Genomic DNA, 21,380 nt, shown 5'->3' on the forward strand with positions numbered 1-21,380 from the left:
CGCCGCGGGAGACCGCCACGGAGGGGGAGGCCCAGACCTTCCGCGTCTTGGCTGGCCACGACAACACGACGCGACCGGCCCTCCGTCTTGTACGTCACGTGCCCGGGGATGGGTGCGATACGGCCTACCCGCGACCGGGCGGTGGGCAGGGGCGCCGTCCCACTGGTCAGGAGCCCGGAGAAGGCAGAGTCATCCACCTTCGTCGCGCGAAGACCGATCACGCCCGGCCGCGGGGTGGATGTCGGCATGTCGTGCCGACCTGGCCCAGGCCCGGCGGGGCGCTCCCGGTCACCGCGGAGGTGTGACCCGTGCGTCGCCCTCGCACGCGCCCGCCGTCCCACGACGGCGGCCGCGGGCGTACGTCGTCCTCCCCCGTTTCGCGCCCCGGTGTCACAGGACGGGCTGCTGTCTCGTCTGGGTGGGTGTACGCAGGGAACCGACGAAGGAGCGTGTGATGAGGGTGTTCGTGGCAGGAGCGACCGGTGCGATGGGGCGGCAGCTGGTGCCGCGCCTGGTGCGGGCCGGGCACGAGGTCCATGCGATGACTCGCAGCGAGTCGAAGCAGGCTTTCCTGCGGGAGCTCGGGGCCGTACCCGTGGTGGCCGACGCGCTCGACCCGGACCAGGTGGCGCGGGCGGTTGCCATGGCGCGACCGGATGTGGTCGTGCACCAGTTGACCTCGATCGGGCCGATGGACATGCGGCACTTCGACCGGGCGTTCGCACCGACCAACCGGCTGCGGACCGAGGGCACGGACCACCTGCTCTCGGCGGCCCAGGCAGTCGGGGTGGAGCGGTTCGTCGCGCAGAGCTTCTTCGCCGGGTACGACCGGGTAGGTGGTCCGGTGAAGTCCGAGGATGACCCGTTCGGCACCCAGCCGCCGCCCGGGATGGAGCAGACCGTCGGGGCCATCCGGCACGTCGAGGACGCGGTGCTCGCCGCGACGTGGACGCAGGGTCTCGTACTGCGCTACGGCGGCTTCTACGGCCCGCACACCTCGCTCGGCCCGGACGGCGAGCAGACCGACGCCGTCCGCCAGCGGAAGTTCCCGGTCGTCGGTGACGGTGGCGGGGTGTGGTCGTTCATCCACATCGCCGACGCGGCGGAAGCGACCGTGGCCGCGGTCGAGTCTGGCGCGCCCGGTGTCTACAACGTGGTCGACGACGAGCCGGCGCGGGTGTCAACGTGGCTGCCGGTCCTGGCCGAGTCGCTGGGCGCCAAGGCGCCGATGCGCGTGCCGCGGTTCGTCGGGAAGCTGTTCGCGGGCGAGACTGGGGCCGTGATGATGACTCAGCTACGGGGCGCGTCCAACGCCAAGGCCAAGCGTGAACTGGGCTGGACCCCGGCGCACGCCACGTGGCGGGACGGCTTCCGCGAGCTGGCCGGTCCGGCCCGGGCCGAAACCGACGCCGCGGCGTGACCGACGAGCGCGAGTCGCCGGCGGCTGCTCCCGACCGGGAGCGGCTGCTGGCTGACCTGAGGCCGGTGGCCTTCGGGATCGCGTACCGGATGCTGGGCAGCGTTGCCGAGGCTGAGGACGTGGTGCGGGAGGCGCTGCTGCGGGTGCACTGCTCGCTCGAGTCGGGCGAACGGATCGCCTCGCTAGGGGCGTTCACGGCCACCGTGACCACCCGGCTCGCAATGGACGAGCTGCGGTCGGCACGGGTGCGTCGGGAGCGGTATGTCGGAGACTGGCTGCCGGAGCCGATCCTCACCGACGGCTCCGGGGCTGGCTCCGACCCGGCGCGACATGCGGAGACCGCCGACTCGTTGTCGATGGCGCTGCTCGTGCTGCTCGAGAGCCTCTCGCCGGAACAGCGGGCAGTCCTGCTGCTGCATGACGTATTCGGCTACGGATACGGCGAGGTCGCGGAGATCGTCGGCAAGGGGGAGGCGAACGTGCGCCAGCTCGCCGTTCGCGCGCGACGGCACGTCGAGGAGCGGCGACCGCGGTTCACGACGACGCGCGAGCAGCAGACCGAGCTAGCGAGCCGTTTCTTCGCCGCTGCCCAGGAGGGTGACCTGGCCGGGCTCGAGTCGCTGCTCGCGCACGACGTCGAGCTCGTCGGCGACGGCGGTGGCAAGGCACCCTCGCTTGCTCGCTCGCAGCGCGGCCGCAGCCGGGTTGCGCACACGCTGACCAACTGGCTGCGCGTGCTGCGCCGCCTTCCCGAGATGGAGATCCGGCTCGCCGAGGTCAACGGCGACCCGGGCGCCACGTTCCTCGTCGATGGTCAGCTGCTGGCCGTCTGGGCCCTCGACATCCTCGACGGCCGGGTCGCGGCCGTCCGCGCGGTCGTCAACCCGGACAAGCTCGTCCACCTCGGCCCCGTCGGCGACGCCAACGCCCTCGTTCGTCAGCTGGGCGGCGCACGGCCTGGCGACTGAGGTGCGACGCGGCGGGGCCTCGGCCCCGCCGCGTAACGGTCAGCGGGCGGGCAACCCGCGGTGTCAACCCGGGGATCGCTTGGCGAACGGGGCGCACAAACCCGGGTTCGCACAGCTGGCTGGTGAAGGATCGCAGGCGCCAACGGTGGGTGCGGACCGAGCCCGGCGACGCACCTACTGCGGGTAGCCGGGCCGACGGTCGGGTGGCCAGGAGCCGCCGACGAGATGGTGGCTGGGTGTGGCGGGGCCGGTCCGCGGCGGGCAGTTGCCGCGGTTGTGATCCCGACGTCGGACGACAGGTGATGACGCGGCATGGCTTTGACAACGGCATTCACGGGGATGCCGGGTTTGCGGCACCCGGTCGCGCTGGCGCCGATGGGTGGCTACCGGTCTGGGCCGGCGAGGCAGTCGACCTCATCAACGACCGCATTCCGGCCGGCGGCGAGCCGTGGGCTGGTGGAGGTGTTTCGGGGCTGCGTGACTCTGCCTGCCCGGCGGTGGTCCTGACAGTCGTGTAGCAGCCGTCGCAACGGATCCCAGGGCTGTTTCAGGTGGTTGACGCATCCACACCCGAAGAGGAAGGTCTATTGGACAAATGCCGCATATCACCGCATAGCCACATCCATGAACCTCCTGAAGGAGCATGATCAATGGCGATCTCCCGACGCGCGCTGCTGGCCTCCGGTGGACTCATCTCGCTAGCCACGGCACTCGAGCTGGCCGACCCGGCCTACGCGGCGACGGCGCAGGCCGGGTCGGCGCCCCGCGCATCGACTCCCGCGGCGCCGCTGTCGCGAGTCAGCCGCAACAGCCCCTGGACCCGCAGCGGCCCGGGCCCGCTGTACTGGAACATCTACGGCTGGTCCTTCCCCCACAACGCGCCCATCCCCGAGGACGAGTGGAAGGCGAACATCGACTGGCTGGCCAGCGCGTTCGCGCCGAGCGGATACGACATGGCCTGCACCGACGGGTGGATCGAGGGCTCGTCGCGCACCACCGAGCACGGGTACATCACCACCTACAACGACTCGTGGACCCATGACTGGACCTACTGGGCGGCATACCTCGCCCAACGGCGGATGAGCCTGGGGGTGTACTACAACCCGCTGTGGGTGCACCGGGCCGCGGTCGAGGACCCGGCCAAGACCGTCGCGGGCCGGCCCGACGTGAAGATCGCCGACATCGTGGACCAGGGTGACTACTTCGCCAGGGATATCGGCGGCAACACCCTGTACTGGGTCGACGTCACCAGGCCGGGGGCCAGGGAGTACGTCCAGGGGTACGTCGAGTACTTCAAGGCCATAGGGGTGCCGTACCTGCGCGTCGACTTCCTGTCCTGGTACGAGAACGGCATGGACGCCAACATCGGACAGGTCAACGCGCCGCACGGCCGGGCGAACTACCTCACGGCCCTGCACTGGATGAACGAAGCTGCCGGCGACACGATGGAGGTGTCGCTGGTCATGCCGCACCTGTTCGACAACGCCTCCGCGGAGCTCGCGAACGGCGACCTGGTGCGTATCAACGCTGACGCCGACAAGGGTGGCTGGGACCGACTCAGCGGAGGCCGACAAGGGTGGCAGGACGCCTGGCCCAACTGGTTCAACCCCTTCTGCGGCTTCACCGGGTGGTCACACCGAGCCGGGCGCGGCCAGCTCATCCTCGACGGTGACTTCCTGCGCGCCCACACCTTCGCCACCGACGAAGAACGCAAGACGGCCGTGACGTTGATGACGATCGCGGGATCGCCGATCGCGATAGCCGACCTGCACTCCGACATCGGCTCCACCGGCTGGGTCTTCACCCAGCCCGAGGTGCTTGACCTGCATCGCAAGGGTCTGGTCGGCAAACCCTTGTACTACAACGGAACTCCGTACTCGGTGGATCCAGGGTCGCGTGACAGCGAGCGTTGGGCCGGGCAGCTGCCCGACGGGTCTTGGGTCGTCGCCCTGTTCAACCGGGACGACACGGCGACCGTGGACAAGGCCCTCCACTTCAGCCGCGACCTGGGCATCGCGGGCGCGGCGCAGGTCAGGGACGTCTGGGCCCGGCGCAACCTGGGCGTGCGCACTGAGGCCCGGGCGACCCTGGCACCCCACGGCTGCGCGCTGTTCCACGTCACCCCGCAGCGCCCGACGCCGCGCTTCCACGCCGCGTGGGCGGCCTGGGGCGGTGGGGCGAACTTCAACAACAACCACCCCGGCTACGTCGGGTCGGGCTTCGTGGACAAGCTCGAGGCAGGTGGGGTCCCCGGAGACCCGCTGGTCACGTTCGCCGTGCAGGCTCCTCGCGCCGGGACGTATGCCGTGCGGTGGCGATACGCGAACGGCCTGAGCGTCCCGAGCACCATGACCGTCTCGAGCGAGCTCGCCGACCGCACGATCGTCGATGCGCCCCGGCGCGTCACGTTCCCCTCCACGACGACGTGGGACAGCTGGCAGGACCGGCTCAGCCGGCTGCGGCTCGAGGCTGGTCTGAACCTGGTCACCATCGGGCGAGGCGCCAGCGACGCCGGGTCCATCAACCTCAACTGGATGGAGCTCCAGCCCGGATGAGCCTGCGTTGATGGCGCTCCCATCCGCGCCAGGGTCGTGGACCACGAGCTCTTCGTCGTGACCCACCCCCCACCGGTGCACGACGAGGGCCCCGTCCGGCGCCAGCCGGGCGGGGCCTTTTCGTGTCTGTGTCGGGCGCGAGTTACGCGCATTGGTGGAGGGTCCCGATGAGGTGGTGGGCCACAGTGAGTCCGTCGCCATACCCCACCTTGGCTACCGGTGAACTGACAATTGGAGCTGCGATGAGCGGGGATCCCTCCTGTGGCTGTCGTGACACCCGACCGGCGCCAGGCCTGACCGGCGCCCCCACGGCCGTCTCGCCGTTGGCCGGCCCCGTGGTGGGCATCATCGGGGCCGGTGCCGCCGGCACCCTCACCGCCATGCACCTGCTGCGCGCCCTGGGGCGCCGCGGCGCCCGCGCGAGCATCGTGCTGATCGACCCGGCCCCCGCGACCGGCCGGGGCGTCGCCTACTCGACCGAGGACGACCGCCACCTGCTCAACGTGCCGGCCGCAGGCATGAGCGCGTTTCCCGACGAGCCCGACCACCTGCTCGACTGGGCCCGGGCCCACCACGACGCCGACACCGGCCCCGGGGAGTTCCTGCCGCGCCGCGTCTATGGCACCTACCTTGCCGACACCCTGCGCCGCGAGCTCGCCGCTGCGTCCACCGTCGACCTGCACCGCGTCACCGCGCACGCGGTCGATCTCCAGGAGCGCCACCGGTCGCACTGGATCCAGCTGTGCACCGGCGGGACCGTGGTGGCCGGCAGCGTCGTCCTGGCGACCGGCAACAACGCGCCGGGCACCGGCTGGGCGCCGCCGGCGCTGCTCGCTTCCCCCCGCTTCGTCGTCGACCCCTGGTCGCCCGGCGCCCTGCCCGCACTCGCCGCCGCTGACGGCGACGTGCTGCTCGTCGGCACCCGACTGACCATGGTCGACGTGGCGCTCAGCGCGGCGCGTCCCGGCCGCATGCTGTATGCCGTGTCCCGTCACGGCCGGCTGCCCACGGTGCACGCCGCGCACCCGCAGCCTGGCGTCGAGCCGACCGACCTGCCGGACGAGCTCGACCTGGATGGGGCGTCGCTGCGCGAGGCGGTGCTGGCCCACGTGCGCCGCACGGTCCGCGAGACCGGCGACTGGCGCCCCGCGATCGACGGGCTCCGCGCGCACACCGGCCGGCTGTGGTCGGCGCTGTGCGATGACTGCCGCGCTGACTTCCTCCGCCAGGATGCCTCCGGCTGGGACGTGCACCGTCACCGGATGCCGCGCCGGACGGCGGCCGCGGTGAGCCAGATGCGTGCAGCAGGGGCCCTGCAGGTCGCGACGGGTGAGGTCGTGGCGGTCGACGACGACGGCAGCGCGCTCGTGGTCCACCTGTCCGACGGCACCACCCGGAGGGTGGGCTACGTGGTCAACTGCACCGGGCCGCTCGCCGACGTCGAGCTGGCTGGTGACCCGTTGCTGACCGCGCTGCTCGACCACGGTCGCGCCGTGCCGGGCCCGGTGCGAATGGGGCTGGCCACCGACCGCGACGGGCGGGTCCGTGCCGCCGACCACAGCGTCGGGTCGCTCTGGACCCTCGGCACCCCGCGGCGCGGCGAGCTGTGGGAGTCCACCGCCATCCCCGAGATCCGGGCGCAGGCGGCCACCATCGCCGAGGCCCTCGTGGGTGCGCTCGCGGTGCCCGGCCGCCGGCGCCCGCGGGACCTGATGGGCCTGTCGCTGTCGACCTCTGCCGCCGCGGCCGCGGCATACAACGACGGCCTGGGCCGCGTGCTGCGGGTGCAGTCCGGCGCCGACGACGCGTTCCGGCGGGCCGCCGAGCTCGACCCCGGATTCGCCCTGGCCCACGCCGCGCTGGCGCTGCTGGGACACGAGGGCGGAGCGGGCGGTGACGTCTCGGCATACCTCGCGGCGGCGCAGGGGGCGGTGCGCGCTCGCGGCGACGACCGCGAGCGCAGCCTGGTCGATGTCATCACCCGTCGCGTGCAGGACTGCCGAGGTGGCGGCGCCACCGCGCTGGTGCACCACATCGAGGCCTACCCGCGCGACGCGCTGGCCGTCAGTGCGGCCGTGCCGACCATCGCGTTCTCCGGCGTCACCGACGTGCAGCAGGAGGCGTGGGCGCTGGTCGAGGGGCTCGCGCCTGCCTACGGTGACGACTGGTGGTACGCCGGGCTGCTGGCGTTCGTCCGGCAGGACCAGGGGCGCTACGACGAGGCCGCCGCGCTGGCCGGATCGGCGCTGCGGATCGATGCGGCGTCCGGACACGCCGTCCACGCGCAGACGCACGTCTACTACGAGACCGGTCAGCATGTTGCCGGGCTGCAGTGGCTCAGCCCGTGGATCGCGACGTCGGGCCGGGGCGCCTCGCACCGGGCGCACTTCTCCTGGCACGCGGCGCTGCACGAGCTCTCCCTCGGGGACCTCGACGCGCTGCACCGTCGCTACGACGGCGAGCTGGCCCCGCCCCACGTGACCGGCGTCCGCGCCCTCGTCGACTCGGCGTCGCTGCTGTGGCGCTGCCGGATGACCGGGTCGTGGACCGAGGACCTCCCGCTCCCGGCGGTGCTCGAGCTCGTCGGCGTCGAGCTGCTGGAGCGACCCTCGACGCCGTTCACCGCGATGCACGCGGCGCTGGCCCTCGCCGCGGCCGGTGACGTCGCGGGGTTGAGCCGGTTGCGCGCGCATGCTGCGGCAACGGCCAACCCGGTGATGACCGATGTCGTGGTGTCGCTGTGCGACGCGCTGGTGGCGGTCGTCGAGGCCCGGTGGTGCGAGGCGGTGCGGGTGCTGCGGCTGCTCGGCCCGTGGCTGGTGCAGCTCGGTGGGAGCGCCGCGCAGCGGGAGATCGTGGAGGACACCTTGCTGCACGCGCTGATCGGGGCGCGCCGCTGCGACGAGGCGCGCGCCTTGCTGGAGGCACGGCTGGACCGGCGGCCGTCGCCGCTGGACCGGCAGCGGCTACGGCGCGTCCCCGTCTGAGCTCGGCGTGCATGCCGGGCGCTCGCCTTGCGTCAGCAGGTGACCGGTTCGAGGGGCGCCGGGCCGGGCTGCGGCGAGTGGTGGCGCGCTCCGGTCCGCTCGGCACCGATGCCGGCGGCCACGACGAAGGCCATGCCGGCCAGGGCGACGGGGTCGGGCACCTGGTGCAGCAGGGCCACGCCGGCGACGAGCGCGATCGCGGGCTCGAGGCTCATCAGCGTGCCGAAGGCGGCCGTGGTGAGCCGGCGCAGGGCCAGCAGCTCGAGGCTGAACGGCACCACCGGCAGGAGCAGGGCCAGGCCCAGGCCGGCCAGGGCGACGGACGGCGTGAGGTGGGGCAGGACCGAGCTGCCGGCGACGGCGGTCGCGACAAGGCCGGCCACGGGCAGCGACACGGCCAGCCCCTGGAGCCCCGACACCTCGTCGCCGACCGCCTGGGTCAGCAGGATGTAGGCCGCCCAGCATGTTGCGGCGGCGAGGGCGAAGCCGACACCGACCAGGTCGGCCGTGCCCTCCCACGGGCGGGTGAGCAGCAGCACGCCGACCGCGGCGAGGGCCGGCCACACGAGCTGGCGGGCCCGGTGGCTGCGCGCGGCGGCGACGCCCAGCGGGCCCAGGAACTCGATGGCGCTGGCGGTGCCGAGCGGCAGCCGGGCGACCGCCGCCATGAAGAGCATGGTCAGCCCGGCCGTGACCACCCCGAGCGCGACGGCGGTCAGCAGGCCGCGCCGGCTGAAACGAGACGGCCGGGGGCGGACCACGACGAGCAGGACGAGGCCGGCCCAGGCCAGCCGCAGCCACGCCGCGCCCAGAGGCCCCACCCGGTCGAACAGGCCGACCGACAGGGCCAGACCGAGCTGCACGCAGGTCATGGACCCGACGGCCATGAAGGTGCCGGTCCGGGCGTGGCTGCGGGCGGTGGTGGGCGTGCTCATGACTCCAGTAGAGCCACTCGTGACCGTCCGTGTCCACGTGAGAAACGTGGACATAACGTTCGTGAATCTTGAACAATCAGGCCATGGATCCGCGCCGCCTCGAGATGCTGCTGCAGCTGTCCCGCCTCGGGTCGATGCGCGAGGTCGCCGAGGCGCTGGGCACCACCACCTCGACCGTCTCCCAGCAGATCGCTGCGCTCGCCCGTGAGGTCGGCACCCCGCTGGTCGAGCCGGTCGGACGCCGGGTCCGCCTCACCCCGGCCGGGCGCAGGCTCGCCGACCACGCGGTCACCGTCCTCGCGGCGCTCGAGGAGGCCCGGCTCGACCTCGACCCCTCCGCGGAGCCGGCGGGCACCGTGCGGGTGGCCGCGTTCGCCACGGCCGTCCGCCGTGCCCTCCTGCCCGTGGTGGCGCAGCTCGCCGAGCGGCACGCCGGCGTCGGCCTGCGCATCCACGAGCACGAGCCGGCGGAGGCGTTGCAGCTGCTGGCTTCCGACGACGTCGACCTGGCCCTGACCTACGACTACGACCTGGCGCCGGCCACGTTCGACCCGACCGTCGTCACCGCGCCACTGGGCACCGCCGCATGGGCACTGGGGGTGCCGGCGGGGGTCGACGCGGGTGCCGGGAGCGCGCGCGCCGTGGTGGGCCGGTTCCGCGAGGTGGACTGGATCGTCAACTCCCGCAACACCGCCGACGAGGAGGTCGTGCGCATCCTCGCCTCGCTGGCGGGCTTCGCGCCGCACGTCGCGCACCGGGCCGACAGCCTGGACCTGGTCCAGGACATGGTGGCGGCGGGCCTGGGCGTGGGCCTGCTGCCGGCCGACCAGCCGACGATCCGGCAGGTCGCGCTGCTCCCGCTGCACCAGCCCGACGTGACCCTGCGTGCCTATGCCGTCACCCGACGCGGGCGGGCGGCATGGCCCCCTCTCGCCGCGGTCCTGCGGCTGCTCGAGGGGGCCACGCTGACCTGACGCTCAGCGGCTCGCCGAGACCAGCCACGGGTGGTGCAGGTCGAGGTAGGTCACGGTGCCCATGACCTCCTGCTCCTCACGCATCGCCTCGGCCAGAGGGGCCGGCATCTCGGCACTCTCGTGCGCACGGGCCTGCGCCTCGTCGGTGAAGTACACCGTCTCGACGTAGTCCCCGTTGGGCTGCAGGGCGATGGTGCCGCCGATGATCTCCGGGCGCAGCCGGTGGATCTCCTCCGCGCTGCGCTCGAGCAGCTCGCGCATGCGGGCGGCGTCACTGGTGTGGCCTTCCATGACCTGCACGAAACCGGCCTCGTCCGAGCCGCCCTGCAACCACTCGGACACGTCTGGGCAGTCGATGAACGTCACCGGACCCGCGAAGCAGGACTCGGTGTCGGCCCACCATGCGCCTTGCTCGGGCCGGTCGCTGTTGCGCCGCGCGGCCTCCTCGGACTCGAAGCGCACGGTGCACACGTAGGTGCCGTCGTCGGTGGTGCCGCCAGTCGAGCCCAGCCAGCCGGTCGCGCCCGGCTGCAGCTCACGGACCCACCTGTCCATCTGCGCCTGCAGGCGCTCGGAGTCGGCGACCTTGCCCTGGATGACCTGGATGAACATGGTGACCTCCTGGCGCGCCCGTCGCGATCAGCCTCCAGCCGGGGCGCTGGCTGCCTGCAGACGCACAGCACGCCAGTGGCAACATTCGTCCTGACGTCGGGGCCCGGCAAGGGGGCCAAGTGCCCCACCTGCCACGCCGACGACGAAGGCCCCGTCCGACCGGCAGTCGGACGGGGCCTTCGTGGGTCGCTCCCCGGTATGCCGGGTGGCCGGCTCAGGCGCGTCGCGTCCGGTCCATCCGGGCGGACACGGCGGCCAGCGCGAGGCCGACCAACGTGACCAGCGCGCCCACCCAGGGGGTCGCCCCGAGGCCCAGCGGGCTGTCGACGACCACGCCGCCGAGGAAGGCGCCGCCGGCGATGCCGAGGTTGAAGGCGCCGATGTTGAGCGCCGAGGCGACGTTGGGCGCGCCCTCGGCCTTGTCCATCACCCGCAGCTGGAGGCCGGGCACCGTGCCGAAGCCGGCGGCGCCGAGCAGGAACACGGTGACCGCGGCCGCCACCTGGTTGTGCGCGGTCACCGACAGCACCGCGAGGACCGCGGCCAGGGCCGTGAGGATGCCCATGAGGGCGCGCATGACGTGCCGGTCCGCGAGCTTGCCGCCGAGGGTGTTGCCGACGAACAGGCCGAGGCCGAAGAGGACGAGCAGCACCGTCACCATGGACTGCGAGAACCCGGTGATCTGCTCCAGGATCGGGGCGATGTAGGTGAAGGCGACGAAGATGCCGCCGTAGCCGAACAGCGTCATCGCGAGGGCCAGCAGGACCTGCGGGCGGCGCAGCACCCCGACCTCCTGGCGCAGGCTGGGCGGGTCCTGGACCTTCAGGGACGGCACGAGGACGGCGATGAGGGCGGCGCCGAGGACACCGAGCGCCGTGATGACCCAGAACGTCGCACGCCAGCCGAGCTGGTGGCCGATGACGGTGCCCGCAGGGACGCCGATGACGTTGGCGAAGGTCAGCCCGGTGAACATCGTCGCGATGGCGGCGGCGCCCTTGCCCGGGGGCACCACCTGGGTGGCGACGATCGCGCCGACCGCGAAGAAGGTGCCGTGGGCGAAGGCGGCGATGACGCGCGCCGTCATCAGGACCCCGTAGCTCGGGGCGATGGCCCCGACGAGGTTGCCCACGATGAAGATGACCATGAGGCCGAGGAGCAGGTGCTTGCGGTCCAGCCGGCCGGTGAGGGCGGTCAGCAGGGGAGCGCCGACGGCGACGCCGGCCGCGTAACCGCTGACGAGCAGCCCGGCGGCGGACAGCGAGACATGCAGGTCGGACGAGATGTCCGGCAGCAGCCCGGCGACGATGAACTCGGTCATGCCGATCCCGAACGCGCCGATCATCAACGCCACCAAGGCTGCTGGCGGACGGCGCGACGACGTCCGGTTGGTCTCTGCGGCCCGCGTGGCGGGCTCGGCGAGCTGGGTGCTCACGATTCCTCCCAATCTGCAATATGCCGCGTCTGCAACTAGCGGCGCGGTCAACAATGTAGTTGCATGCGCTGGTTATTTCAAAACGGGCTAAGATGGGTGCCCACGGTCGACGCCAGGAAGGAGCAGCTCATGGGCATCGCCGACGACGCCGTCCAGATCCGCGCCCAGGGGTGGCGCACGCTGGCAGCGCTCCACGGGCTCATCGAGACAGCTCTGGAGAAGGCGCTGCAGTCCGGCCACGACCTGTCCGTCGTGGAGTTCACCGTCCTGGACGCCCTGTCGCGCCAGGACGGATGGCACATGCGGATGCAGCAGCTCGCCCGCGCGGCAGCCCTGTCCGGCAGCGCAGCGACCCGGCTGGTCAACCGGCTGGAGGACCGCGGGCTGCTCACCAGGATCCTGTGCCAGGAGGACCGGCGGGGGATCTACACCGAGCTCACCGACGCCGGGCGCGAGCTGCTCGACGCGGCGCGGCCGACCCACGACGAGGTCCTCGGGCGAGCACTGGCCGAGGCCGAGCACATGCCCGAGCTGGCGCCGCTCGTGTCCGCCCTGCACCGCCTGCCTGCCCCGGCCGCCGAGGTTCCGCAGCGCGCCCGCGCCTCCGCCTGACGGAGGGTCTCAGCCCGTCGCCGCCCGTGCTGTCGCGTCTCGCATGACCCGGCGCAGCGTCCCGTTGAGCGCGAGCTGGGACGGGGTCTCGATGGCTGGCGCGGTGCCGAGAGGCAGGTACACCGCCACCTCGGCGCCCCCCTCGGGGGCGGTACGCGCCAGGAGGCGGCCCTCTCGCGCCGCTACGACCGAGCGCACCAGGCCGAGCCCCAGGCCCGTCTGGGAGAGAGCGTCGCGCGGCAGGGTGTCGGGGACGGCCTCCGTCGGGGCGGTGCCCCGGTTCAGCAGGGCCATCTGCCCTGGGGACATGCCTGGCCCGGAGTCGGCGACGCCCAGCTCCACGCACCCGCCCTTGCGCCGGCCGAAGATCCGCACGGTGTCTCCCTCGCGGGTGTACCGCACCGCGTTCTCGACCAGCGTGTCGAGCACGGCGCGCAGGCGCTCGGCCGAACACTCCACCTCGCCGGCCTCGGCCTGGACCACCCACCGCCTCGCCGACACGATCGCCCACCGTTCGCCGGTCTGTCTCAGCAGCTCGTCGACGTCGAACCGGTTCAGCTCGGGCTCGGTCTGGGCCTGGATCACGCGCACGAGCCGATCGCACACCCGCGACAGGCGCTGGAGCTCGTCGTCGACCACGTCGAGGTCGACGATGCGCTCGGTGCGGGTCTCGGTGCTCCGGAGGAGCTCGACGTAGCCCCGGGCGATGGTCAGGGGGGTGCGCAGCTCGTGCGAGGTGAGTCGGGTCAGGCGCTCGTGGTCGTGGGCCCGCTGTGCATCCCGTCGGGCCAGGTGGGTCGCCGCGGCCAGGGCCAGCTGGCGGCGGCGCACGTGCCACACCATGAGGGCGACGAGCAGCAGCATCAGCGGGATCTCGGCGGTCTCCTGCCAAGCCAGCACACCCGCGGCGGCCCGCGCGACGAGGATGCCTCCGGTCACTCCGGTGAACAGCCCCAGTGCCACGGCGGTCCGGCGGGGCGACCACGCGCGGCCCAGGCCGTACATCAGGCCGAACCCCGCCCAGCCGATGTGGTAAGGGATGGTCTCGTCGCCGGGCTGGACCCACATGCCGACGGTGCTGACCACCGCCAGGGCCAGCCACCACGGGTACAGGTCGCGTTCGGTCCGGTGCTCAGCGTCCATAGAAGCAGTACCCCACCCGGCGGATCGTCTCGATCGGCGGCTCCGGCTGGAGCTTGTGCCGCAGGCGCCGCACGCACACGTCCACCACGTTGCTGCCGGGGTCGAAGTCGAGGCCCCACACGTCGTGCAGCAGCTCGTCGCGCCGGCACACGTCCCCCCGCCTGCGCATCAGGTGGGCCAGGAGGGAGAACTCCCGCTCGGTCAGGCCCACCTCCCGGCCGCCCACCTCGACGCGGCGGCGGTCCAGGTCCAGCCGGATGCCCCCGGCCTCGAGGTACCGGTGTTCCCGCTGGGGTGCCGGACGCGAGGTGAGGTGGCGGCGCACCCGGGCGATGAGCTCGGCGGTGTGGAACGGCTTGCCCACAAAGTCCACGGCCCCCCGGTCGAGAGCCTGCACCCGGGCGCCGACCTCGCTCACGGCGGAGAGCACGATCACCGGCGTGGTGTCGCCGCGGTCCTGCATCGTCGCCAGCACGCCCAGGCCGCCGCTGCCCGGCATGACCAGGTCGAGCAGTACGAGGTCGACCCCACCCCGGGACAGGCGCTCCATCGCCCCCTGGCCGTCGGCCGCGGACACGACCGAGTGCCCCTCCGTCGACAGTGAGCGTGACAGCAGCGAGCGGATGCGCTCCTCGTCGTCGACGACCATGACAGTGCTCATGGGCCTTCACCTCCCCGAGCGCACTATGCGACCTGGCGTAGCCACGAGGAAAGGCCGCTACGCCAATCTCACCCGAGCGGACTAAGGCCCCTAGTCATATCCCTCCGTCATCTGGTGGAGGTGTTGGCGGGCGACGCCGATCCGGTGACGGCCGGATGACCGGGCGGTGACGATCCGTGACAGCCGCGGGACAGGTTCCGGACAGTGGACTGACACCGCCGTGACGCTGCGGTGAGAGTGCTGCCACGTTGCCGCCTGACCCCCCTGCCCCGCCTCACCCTCGGCTCCAGACCTGCGTCCGTCGGACGCCGTGCGGTGAGGAAAGAGGTGGGGGCACGTGAAGACCCCAACAACGCGTGGGCGCTTCGCCCGCGGTCTGCTCGGACTCAGCCTGGTGGCAGTCCTGCTGCCGGCGACCATGACCCTCGCGCCGTCCCGGGCCAGTGCCGCGACGAGCGGGCCGGGCAGCATCACCCTCAGCGTGACGAGCGCCAGGTCGGTCAACACCGGCCCCGGCTTCGTGCACAAGGGCGACGCTGTCACGGCATACAAGTGGATCATCAACGTCGACGACACCGGTGACCCCGGGACGGCGGCCGACCCGGGCCTCGACAAGTGCCTGCCCTCGCGTGCGACGGGCGGCAGCTCCAACCCGGACTACGCCGACACCTGCCTGTGGCCCTCCACCCGGCCGACCTCCGGGTTCGCGCCGATCGTGGCCCAGGGCGATGAGTCCGACCTCGGTGGCAGCAAGGCCCTCGACGGCCTCCCCGCGGGCAAGTACCTCATCTCGGTGACCGCCGACGGCTTCAAGATCGACGGCAAGCACTTCACCGTCACCCCGGGCCAGACGACGCCGGTGCAGGTCGAGATGAACCCGACGCCGCTGCCGCTGACGACGCTGCGGCTGACGGTGTTCAACGACAACGCCCCCGTCGACGCGACGTACGAGGTCGACGCCGAGCAGGGGCTGTCCGGGTTCACCGCCCACCTGACAGACGTCTTCGGCACGGTGAGCACCGACTACTACGGCAACGCGCTGTGCACGGTCTACCAGCACGCAGGCCGCAACGGCAGCGGCCCCATGCTCTTCGACGCGGACAACCACCCGATCGTCGACACGACCCGCTCGACGGGTCGCTGCACCAGCGACCGCAACGGCCAGATCGTCATCCCGAACCTCGGCCCGAACCGGTACGCCGCGACCGTCACCCCGCCGGTGCCCACCGCCACCCAGACCTGGAAGTGGGTGCAGACCACCACCCTCGAGGGCGGCCACGACCACGACATCTGGCAGCAGGAGGGCGAGACCGGGTACGACACCGAGCAGACCAAGGGCGCGGAGCTGGTGCCGTCGGTGCAGTTCGGCTTCGTGCGCACCCAGGCCGTCGCGCTCCCGCGTCGCGGCCCCGTGCCCACCGGTGAGATCAAGGGCGTCGCCGTCTCCGGCCTGCCCTACATCGGCGGCCAGAACGGGCAGACCGTGCCGGAGACGGGCTTCGCCGGGGCCAAGGTCGAGGGGCCGCTCGCCAACCCGTGGATCGCCCTGTCCGACCTCGACGCCGGCGACGCGCAGGTCTACGTCGGCCGCGGCAACGCCGACGGCAGCTTCGACATCAAGAACCTGCCGGACGGCACCTACCAGCTCTCCATCTGGGACGACGACCAGGACTACATCCTGTGGAGCTTCAACGTGGAGGTCCACGACGGAGGGGTCACCAACGTCGGCAACAAGATGGTCGTCGGCTGGTTCACCCACCTGCACGGACGGGTGTTCGTCGACGCCAACGGCAACGGCAAGTGGGACACGGGGGAGAAGGCGGTGCCGCAGTTCGCCCTGACCGTCCGCGAGCGCGACAACTCCCTGATGGACCAGGCGACCAACACGGCCACCACGGACTCGAACGGCGCGTACGACATCCGCGAGGCCTACCCGCTGGGCAAGTGGCTGGTGCTGGAGGCGTTCAACACCCGCTACCGGACGACCGGCGTCACCTACCAGGGCGAGAACGACCCCAAGCCGACCACCCAGCTCGGCGGCCTGGTGGACCTGGACTTCCTCCCGATCATCGGCCTCAAGGGCGAGATCGACTGGGGCGTGCAGCCGTACGACAACGGCACCAACGGCGGCATCGTGGGCACGGTCAGCTACGACACGACCCGCAACGAGCTCGACCCCGCCGACGCGGTGTCCGAGGGCTACCAGCCGGGTATCCCGGGTGTACCGGTCCGGCTGTACGTCCCCACCCCCTGCTCGGCCACGACGCCGGAGGAGGTCGCCAACGCGTGCCGGCAGGGCTACGCCATCGTGCCGCTGACCGTGCCGGATCCGGCGCACCCGGGCGAGGTCATGGAGAACCCCGACCCGCAGCGCGGCGAGATGGTCAAGGGCCCGGAGGTCCAGGAGTCCTACACCTCCGAGCAGTGGGCCGCCCCGCGCGGCTGCACCGCCCGGATGTACAACGGCCAGCCGCTGACCGACCAGCAGGCCCTGCCCGACTTCGGCACCACCGCGAACCGGCTGTGCGTGGAGGCGCCGATGATGGGCGTGGCCGCCGGGCCGAGTGACGCGACGCCCGGCAACGCCGGCCAGACCGTCAACGGCAACTACGGCTTCTCCACCTCGGCCATCAACCTCTACGCGCCCGGCGACCCGAGGAACCCGGCGCCGGACCACCAGCTGGCCCTCTACGCGAACCTGCACGACGCGGGCTACGACGAGGAGGACCTGCCCCCGATCGAGTACATCGTCTCCGTCGACATCCCCAAGGACCCGGTGGACGGCAAGCCGATGTACCAGGTCACCAAGGAGGAGGACGTCAATGTCTTCTCGGGCGACAGCTACCTGCCGCAGGAGAACTACCCGCCGGCCACCCCGGCCGCGGCCTCCGACCCGGCCGGTCCGCCGGAGAAGTCGCCCAAGCAGCCGTCCCAGCCCCCGTCGCAGCAGGCGGGCATCATCTCGCCCTGCGCCGGCCCGCTGCACACGGTGCACGTCACCAACCAGGACTTCGTCGACGGTGGCGGCAGCCCGTTCGAGGGCTACGACCGGCCGTTCTGCACCGACAAGCTGGTCACGGTGCGCTCCGGCCAGGCCACGGCGCCGAACTTCAACCTCTTCACCGACGTGCCGATCCCGACGCACTTCTGGGGCCTGACGCTCAACGACCTCGGGCTCACGCTCGACAAGCGCAGCGTCAACTACGGTGAGGCGCAAGGCCTTCCGTTCGTCCCGGTCGGGCTCTACGACTGGTCGGGTCGCCTGGTGGACACCGTTCACACCGACTTCAACGGCCTCTACGAGGCGCTGGAGCCGTCGACCTCGACCTACAACTGCCCCGTGCCGGCCGGGCCCTGCCCGAACATGTACCGGTTCGTGGGCAACGACCCCGGGCAGCCCGGTGCGCTGAACCCGGACTACAACTCCCGGTTCCGGACCATCGCCACGAACTTCCAGGCGTGGCCCGGGCTCTACACGGTCACCGACGAGGCGCCGACGCAGGTGGCGGCGACCGTCCTGGCCCCCGACACCACCACGGCCAACGACACCCGGTGCGACCTCGGGGGGGCGACGCCGCAGCTGTTCGCGGTCGACCGGCCCTACGTCCGCCAGGGCACGCCCGGCGACAACCGGGTCGTCACGGTCACCGGCATGGGCTTCGGTAGCAGCGGGACGCTCAAGCTGGGCGGGGCCTCGGTGGCGACGTCGTCGTGGAGCGACACGAAGATCGTGTTCACCGTGCCGCAGACGACAGCGGTCGGTGCCACCCGCATCGACATCACCAACGCCGCAGGGCTGACCAGTGTCAACGGCCTGACCCTGCAGGTGCTCGGGGTCAACACCGCGTCGCAGCTGGGGCGGGCGGCGAGCAACCCGCAGCTGGCCGAGGTCGGTCCGGGCAAGCAGTTCGCCACCGTGCAGGCGGCGCTGGAGGCGGCACGGCCCACCACGTTGCGGCCGTACTGGATGGTCGTGGTCTGGCCGAACGCCCAGACCTCGGCCAACCCGCAGGGTGAGTACACCGAGAACCTGATCGTGCACCACCGGGTGCGCATCCAGGGCGTCGGCCCGGGCGGGTTCCTGCCCGACAAGACCTACGTTCCCGGGTCGATCCTCGACGGGTCCGGCTTCAACCCCGACAACCCGAGCGGCACCGCGTGGGTCACCCTGCTCAGCAGCCTGCGCTACTCCGGCGACCCAGCCGTCCCGGACGCCGCGGTGGTCACCGTGCTGGACGACCCCAGCGGTCCGTTCGGCGGCTACGGCAACGTCAGCCTGGACGGTTTCACCATCACCGGTGGCGCCCAGAGCGACTTCGCCGGCAACGTCAACGAGATCACCGGCGGTGTGAAGACGCCGTACGGCGCGACCGGGGCGCTGGTCACCCAGGGTGGCGGCATCTACCTGCACAGCAACGTGCGGTCGATGCAGGTCTCCGACAACGTGATCCGCGGCAACGGCGGCTCCTACGGTGGAGCCATCCGCGTCGGCACGCCGTACGTCGGTGACAACCGCAACTACGACCTGACGGTGGCGCACAACCAGATCCGCGACAACGGCGGGACCAACCTCGCCGGCGGCATCGGCCTGTTCACCGGCAGCGACGGCTACCAGGTCACCGACAACGCTCTTTGCGGCAACTTCTCCGCGGAGTACGGCGGCGCGCTCTCGGCGTTCGGCTACAACGCCAACCCGGGCGGGAGCACCGGCGGCACCATCACCCGCAACCGCATCTGGTTCAACGCCTCCTACGACGAGGGCGGCGCGGTGATGGTCGCGGGAGAGCTGCCGGCCGACCCGACGCAGCTCTCCGCGGGCAGCGGGCCGGTCACCATCGACGCCAACGTGGTCCAGGCCAACCTGGCCAACGACGACGGCGGTGGCATCCGGCTCCTGCAGACCAGCGGGTCGCACATCTCGCGGAACAACCCCGAGACGATCTCGATCACCAACAACACGATCGCGAACAACGTCTCGGCCCACGAGGGTGGCGGCATCGCGCTCGACGACGCCGTCTTCGTCAACGTCGTGAACAACACCATTGCCCGCAACCTGACCACCGCGACCGCGGTGACCAGCGACGGCCAGCCGGCCCCGGCCGGGTTGTCCACCGCGGCCAACAGCGACCCGCTGCAGGCGCGGCTGCGCAGCTCGGCATTCCCCGGCTCGACGACCCTCCAGACCACCACGTTCAGCAAGCCCACGCTCCTGGACGACGTGTTCTCGGACAACCGGGCCGGCACGTTCAACGGCGGCTGGGTCTACGGGATCGGCGGCACCCTGCCGGACGGCACCAGTGGTGGCGTCAACCCGTGGGACATGGGCGTGGTCGACACGGCCGGGTCGCTGAGCCCGGTGAACTCGGTCATCGAGTCCACCAACGGCACCGACGGCGGGTCCAACACCACCGTCACCTCGGCTCCGGGCCTGAAGGACCCGTTCGACGTCACGGTGAACATCCTCGCCTCGAGGACCTACCCGGCCTTCCGCCAGGCGGTCATCGTCGCGGAGATTCTCCCGCCGACGCTGATGGGCGACTACCACCTCGCCGGGACGTCGTCGCCGGCCTGGGGACGCGGCGCCGCCAACGCGGTCGTCCGGTGGGGCACCGGGACCACCGGGTTCAGCTACACCGTCTTCTCGCCGGCGAAGGACATCGACGGCGACTCCCGACCCGGCACCGGGAGCCGGTACGACGCCGGTTCGGACCAGCTGAAGCCCTGACAGACCCTCCGGCCGGTCCGCCCCGCTCGACGGACCGGCCGGAGCCCAAGCCACCACCACCTCACGTGGAGCTGAGATGACCGAGAACGCAACGCCCCGGGCCCTGTCCCGCCGCCTGTTCCTGGCGGGCACCGGCGGGATCGCCGGCGCCACCCTGATCGGCGCCCGGCTGCTCAACAGCCCGGTCGCCCGCGCAGCCAGCCGCCCGGCGGCAGCCGCCGCTCCGCAGAGGACGGTGCACCTGGTCGGCACCGACGGCTGGGTGTCCATGCCGCCCAACGCACCGGCCGACCCGCCGTTCTTCCCCGACTCGCTGGCGCCGAGCCCGTTCAACACGTACGTGTTCGGCTTCCGGGACGTGACCGGGATGAGCACCACGCAGGTCGCGGCGCAGCGCGGCAAGGCGCAGATCAGCGCGCCGATGATGTCCTTCGACGAGGGCGACGAGGTGACGCTCACCCTGACCAACCTCGGCCTGCAGCAGCGGCCCGACCTCTTCGACGGCCACACGCTGCACTGGCACGGCTTCGTCAACGCGATCCCGCTGTTCGACGGTGTTCCCGAGCTGTCGCTGGCCGTGCCGATCGGCCGCGACCTGTCCTACTTCTACCGGCCGCACGACGCCGGGACCTACATGTACCACTGCCACTTCGAGGACGTGGAGCACGTGCAGATGGGCATGACCGGCATGGTCTTCGTGCGCCCGCAGCAGAACCGCCACCCGGTGGCCGGCGACCCGGTGGGCTCGAAGTACGCCTACAACGACGGGGACGGGTCGACCCGCTACGACCGCGAGTTCGCGTTCATGATCACCGAACTGTGGTCGGCCGCCCACTACCGCGACGCGCACATCCAGGTCAGCGACTGGACCGACTTCGACCCCAGCTTCTGGCTGCTCAACGGGCGGGCCTGGCCCGACACCACCGCCGCGAACGGCAACCCGAACTCCACGGCTGCGGGACGCCTTCAGTACCAACCGATCTCGTCGCTGATCCGGTGCAACGCCGGGGAGCGGGTGCTTCTGCGCCTGTCCAGCCTCGGCTACCAGAACCATGCGATGACCGTGGACAACATCGACCTGCAGGTCATCGCCAAGGACGCGAGCCTGCTCAAGGGGCGCGACGGCACGACCAACTACCTGACCACCAACACGGTCGACGTGGGCCCGGGGGAGAGCCGCGACGTGATCTTCGTGGCGCCGGCTCCGGGGGAGTACCTGCTCTACGACCGCCAGTACTCCTACCTCGACAACGGCGGCGGCCCCGGCTACGGCGGGATGATGACGAAGATCGTCGTCTCCCCTGCCGGAACCCTGGGCCCGCAGACCGCCCCGAACGCGTGACCGACAGAGGAGAC

The 21,380-nt window shown here is 71.8% G+C and carries 13 protein-coding genes; 8 read left to right on the forward strand and 5 right to left on the reverse strand.

From position 1 onward, the window contains the following. Positions 1-454: 454 nt before the first annotated feature. The 4 genes from ACXVGS_RS01105 (at position 455) to ACXVGS_RS01120 (ending at position 7,930) form a co-directional block, all read left to right on the forward strand. Positions 455-1,420 carry an NAD-dependent epimerase/dehydratase family protein gene (locus tag ACXVGS_RS01105; RefSeq protein ID WP_458527818.1) on the forward strand — a complete coding sequence of 322 codons (966 nt, stop codon included), beginning with the start codon at positions 455-457 and terminating at the stop codon, positions 1,418-1,420. Then, positions 1,417-2,388, forward strand: a complete 972-nt coding sequence (sigJ, locus tag ACXVGS_RS01110; RefSeq protein ID WP_458536538.1) for an RNA polymerase sigma factor SigJ — start codon at positions 1,417-1,419, stop codon at positions 2,386-2,388. The genes ACXVGS_RS01105 and sigJ overlap by 4 nt, the downstream gene beginning before the upstream one ends. A gap of 650 nt (positions 2,389-3,038) precedes the next feature. Further along, on the forward strand, positions 3,039-4,943 hold the full coding sequence (locus tag ACXVGS_RS01115; RefSeq protein ID WP_458527820.1) for a hypothetical protein: 1,905 nt from the start codon (positions 3,039-3,041) through the stop codon (positions 4,941-4,943). A 242-nt stretch (positions 4,944-5,185) separates the two neighbouring features. Then, positions 5,186-7,930 (forward strand): FAD/NAD(P)-binding protein, encoded by a 2,745-nt coding sequence (locus ACXVGS_RS01120; protein WP_458536539.1) that lies wholly within the window; start codon positions 5,186-5,188, stop codon positions 7,928-7,930. Positions 7,931-7,962: 32 nt separating this feature from the next. Here the strand turns inward: ACXVGS_RS01120 and ACXVGS_RS01125 are convergent, their stop codons facing one another. Beyond that, positions 7,963-8,865, reverse strand: coding sequence for an EamA family transporter (locus tag ACXVGS_RS01125; RefSeq protein ID WP_458536540.1), 903 nt, complete (start codon positions 8,863-8,865; stop codon positions 7,963-7,965). 83 nt (positions 8,866-8,948) lie between these two features. Here ACXVGS_RS01125 and ACXVGS_RS01130 point away from each other — a divergent pair, with 83 nt between their 5' ends. Next, positions 8,949-9,839, forward strand: a complete 891-nt coding sequence (locus ACXVGS_RS01130) for a LysR family transcriptional regulator (RefSeq protein WP_458527823.1) — start codon at positions 8,949-8,951, stop codon at positions 9,837-9,839. Between the two features lie 3 nt (positions 9,840-9,842). Here the strand turns inward: ACXVGS_RS01130 and ACXVGS_RS01135 are convergent, their stop codons facing one another. Then, entirely contained in the window at positions 9,843-10,451 is a 609-nt protein-coding gene (locus ACXVGS_RS01135) for a hypothetical protein (protein ID WP_458527824.1), read from the reverse strand. A gap of 214 nt (positions 10,452-10,665) precedes the next feature. Beyond that, positions 10,666-11,883 carry an MFS transporter gene (locus ACXVGS_RS01140; RefSeq protein WP_458527825.1) on the reverse strand — a complete coding sequence of 406 codons (1,218 nt, stop codon included), beginning with the start codon at positions 11,881-11,883 and terminating at the stop codon, positions 10,666-10,668. Positions 11,884-12,012: 129 nt separating this feature from the next. Here ACXVGS_RS01140 and ACXVGS_RS01145 point away from each other — a divergent pair, with 129 nt between their 5' ends. After that, the gene (locus ACXVGS_RS01145) at positions 12,013-12,495 is read left to right on the forward strand and encodes a MarR family winged helix-turn-helix transcriptional regulator (RefSeq protein WP_458527826.1); all 483 of its coding nucleotides are present in this window, start codon (positions 12,013-12,015) and stop codon (positions 12,493-12,495) included. A gap of 9 nt (positions 12,496-12,504) precedes the next feature. Here ACXVGS_RS01145 and ACXVGS_RS01150 read toward each other — a convergent pair whose 3' ends face one another. Together ACXVGS_RS01150 and ACXVGS_RS01155 are read right to left on the reverse strand one after the other, a co-directional pair. After that, positions 12,505-13,638 (reverse strand): sensor histidine kinase, encoded by a 1,134-nt coding sequence (locus ACXVGS_RS01150; RefSeq protein WP_458527827.1) that lies wholly within the window; start codon positions 13,636-13,638, stop codon positions 12,505-12,507. Continuing rightward, positions 13,628-14,299, reverse strand: a complete 672-nt coding sequence (locus ACXVGS_RS01155; RefSeq protein WP_458527828.1) for a response regulator transcription factor — start codon at positions 14,297-14,299, stop codon at positions 13,628-13,630. Before ACXVGS_RS01155 ends, ACXVGS_RS01150 begins: the two co-directional genes overlap by 11 nt. A gap of 337 nt (positions 14,300-14,636) precedes the next feature. Here ACXVGS_RS01155 and ACXVGS_RS01160 point away from each other — a divergent pair, with 337 nt between their 5' ends. Together ACXVGS_RS01160 and ACXVGS_RS01165 are read left to right on the forward strand one after the other, a co-directional pair. Next, a complete protein-coding gene (locus ACXVGS_RS01160) occupies positions 14,637-20,024 on the forward strand; it encodes an IPT/TIG domain-containing protein (RefSeq protein ID WP_458536541.1) in 5,388 nt (1,795 codons plus the stop codon). Between the two features lie 76 nt (positions 20,025-20,100). After that, a complete protein-coding gene (locus ACXVGS_RS01165; protein WP_458536542.1) occupies positions 20,101-21,366 on the forward strand; it encodes a multicopper oxidase domain-containing protein in 1,266 nt (421 codons plus the stop codon). The last annotated feature ends 14 nt before the right edge of the window (positions 21,367-21,380 follow it).

The sequence above is a fragment of the Oryzihumus sp. genome, assembly GCF_054325275.1.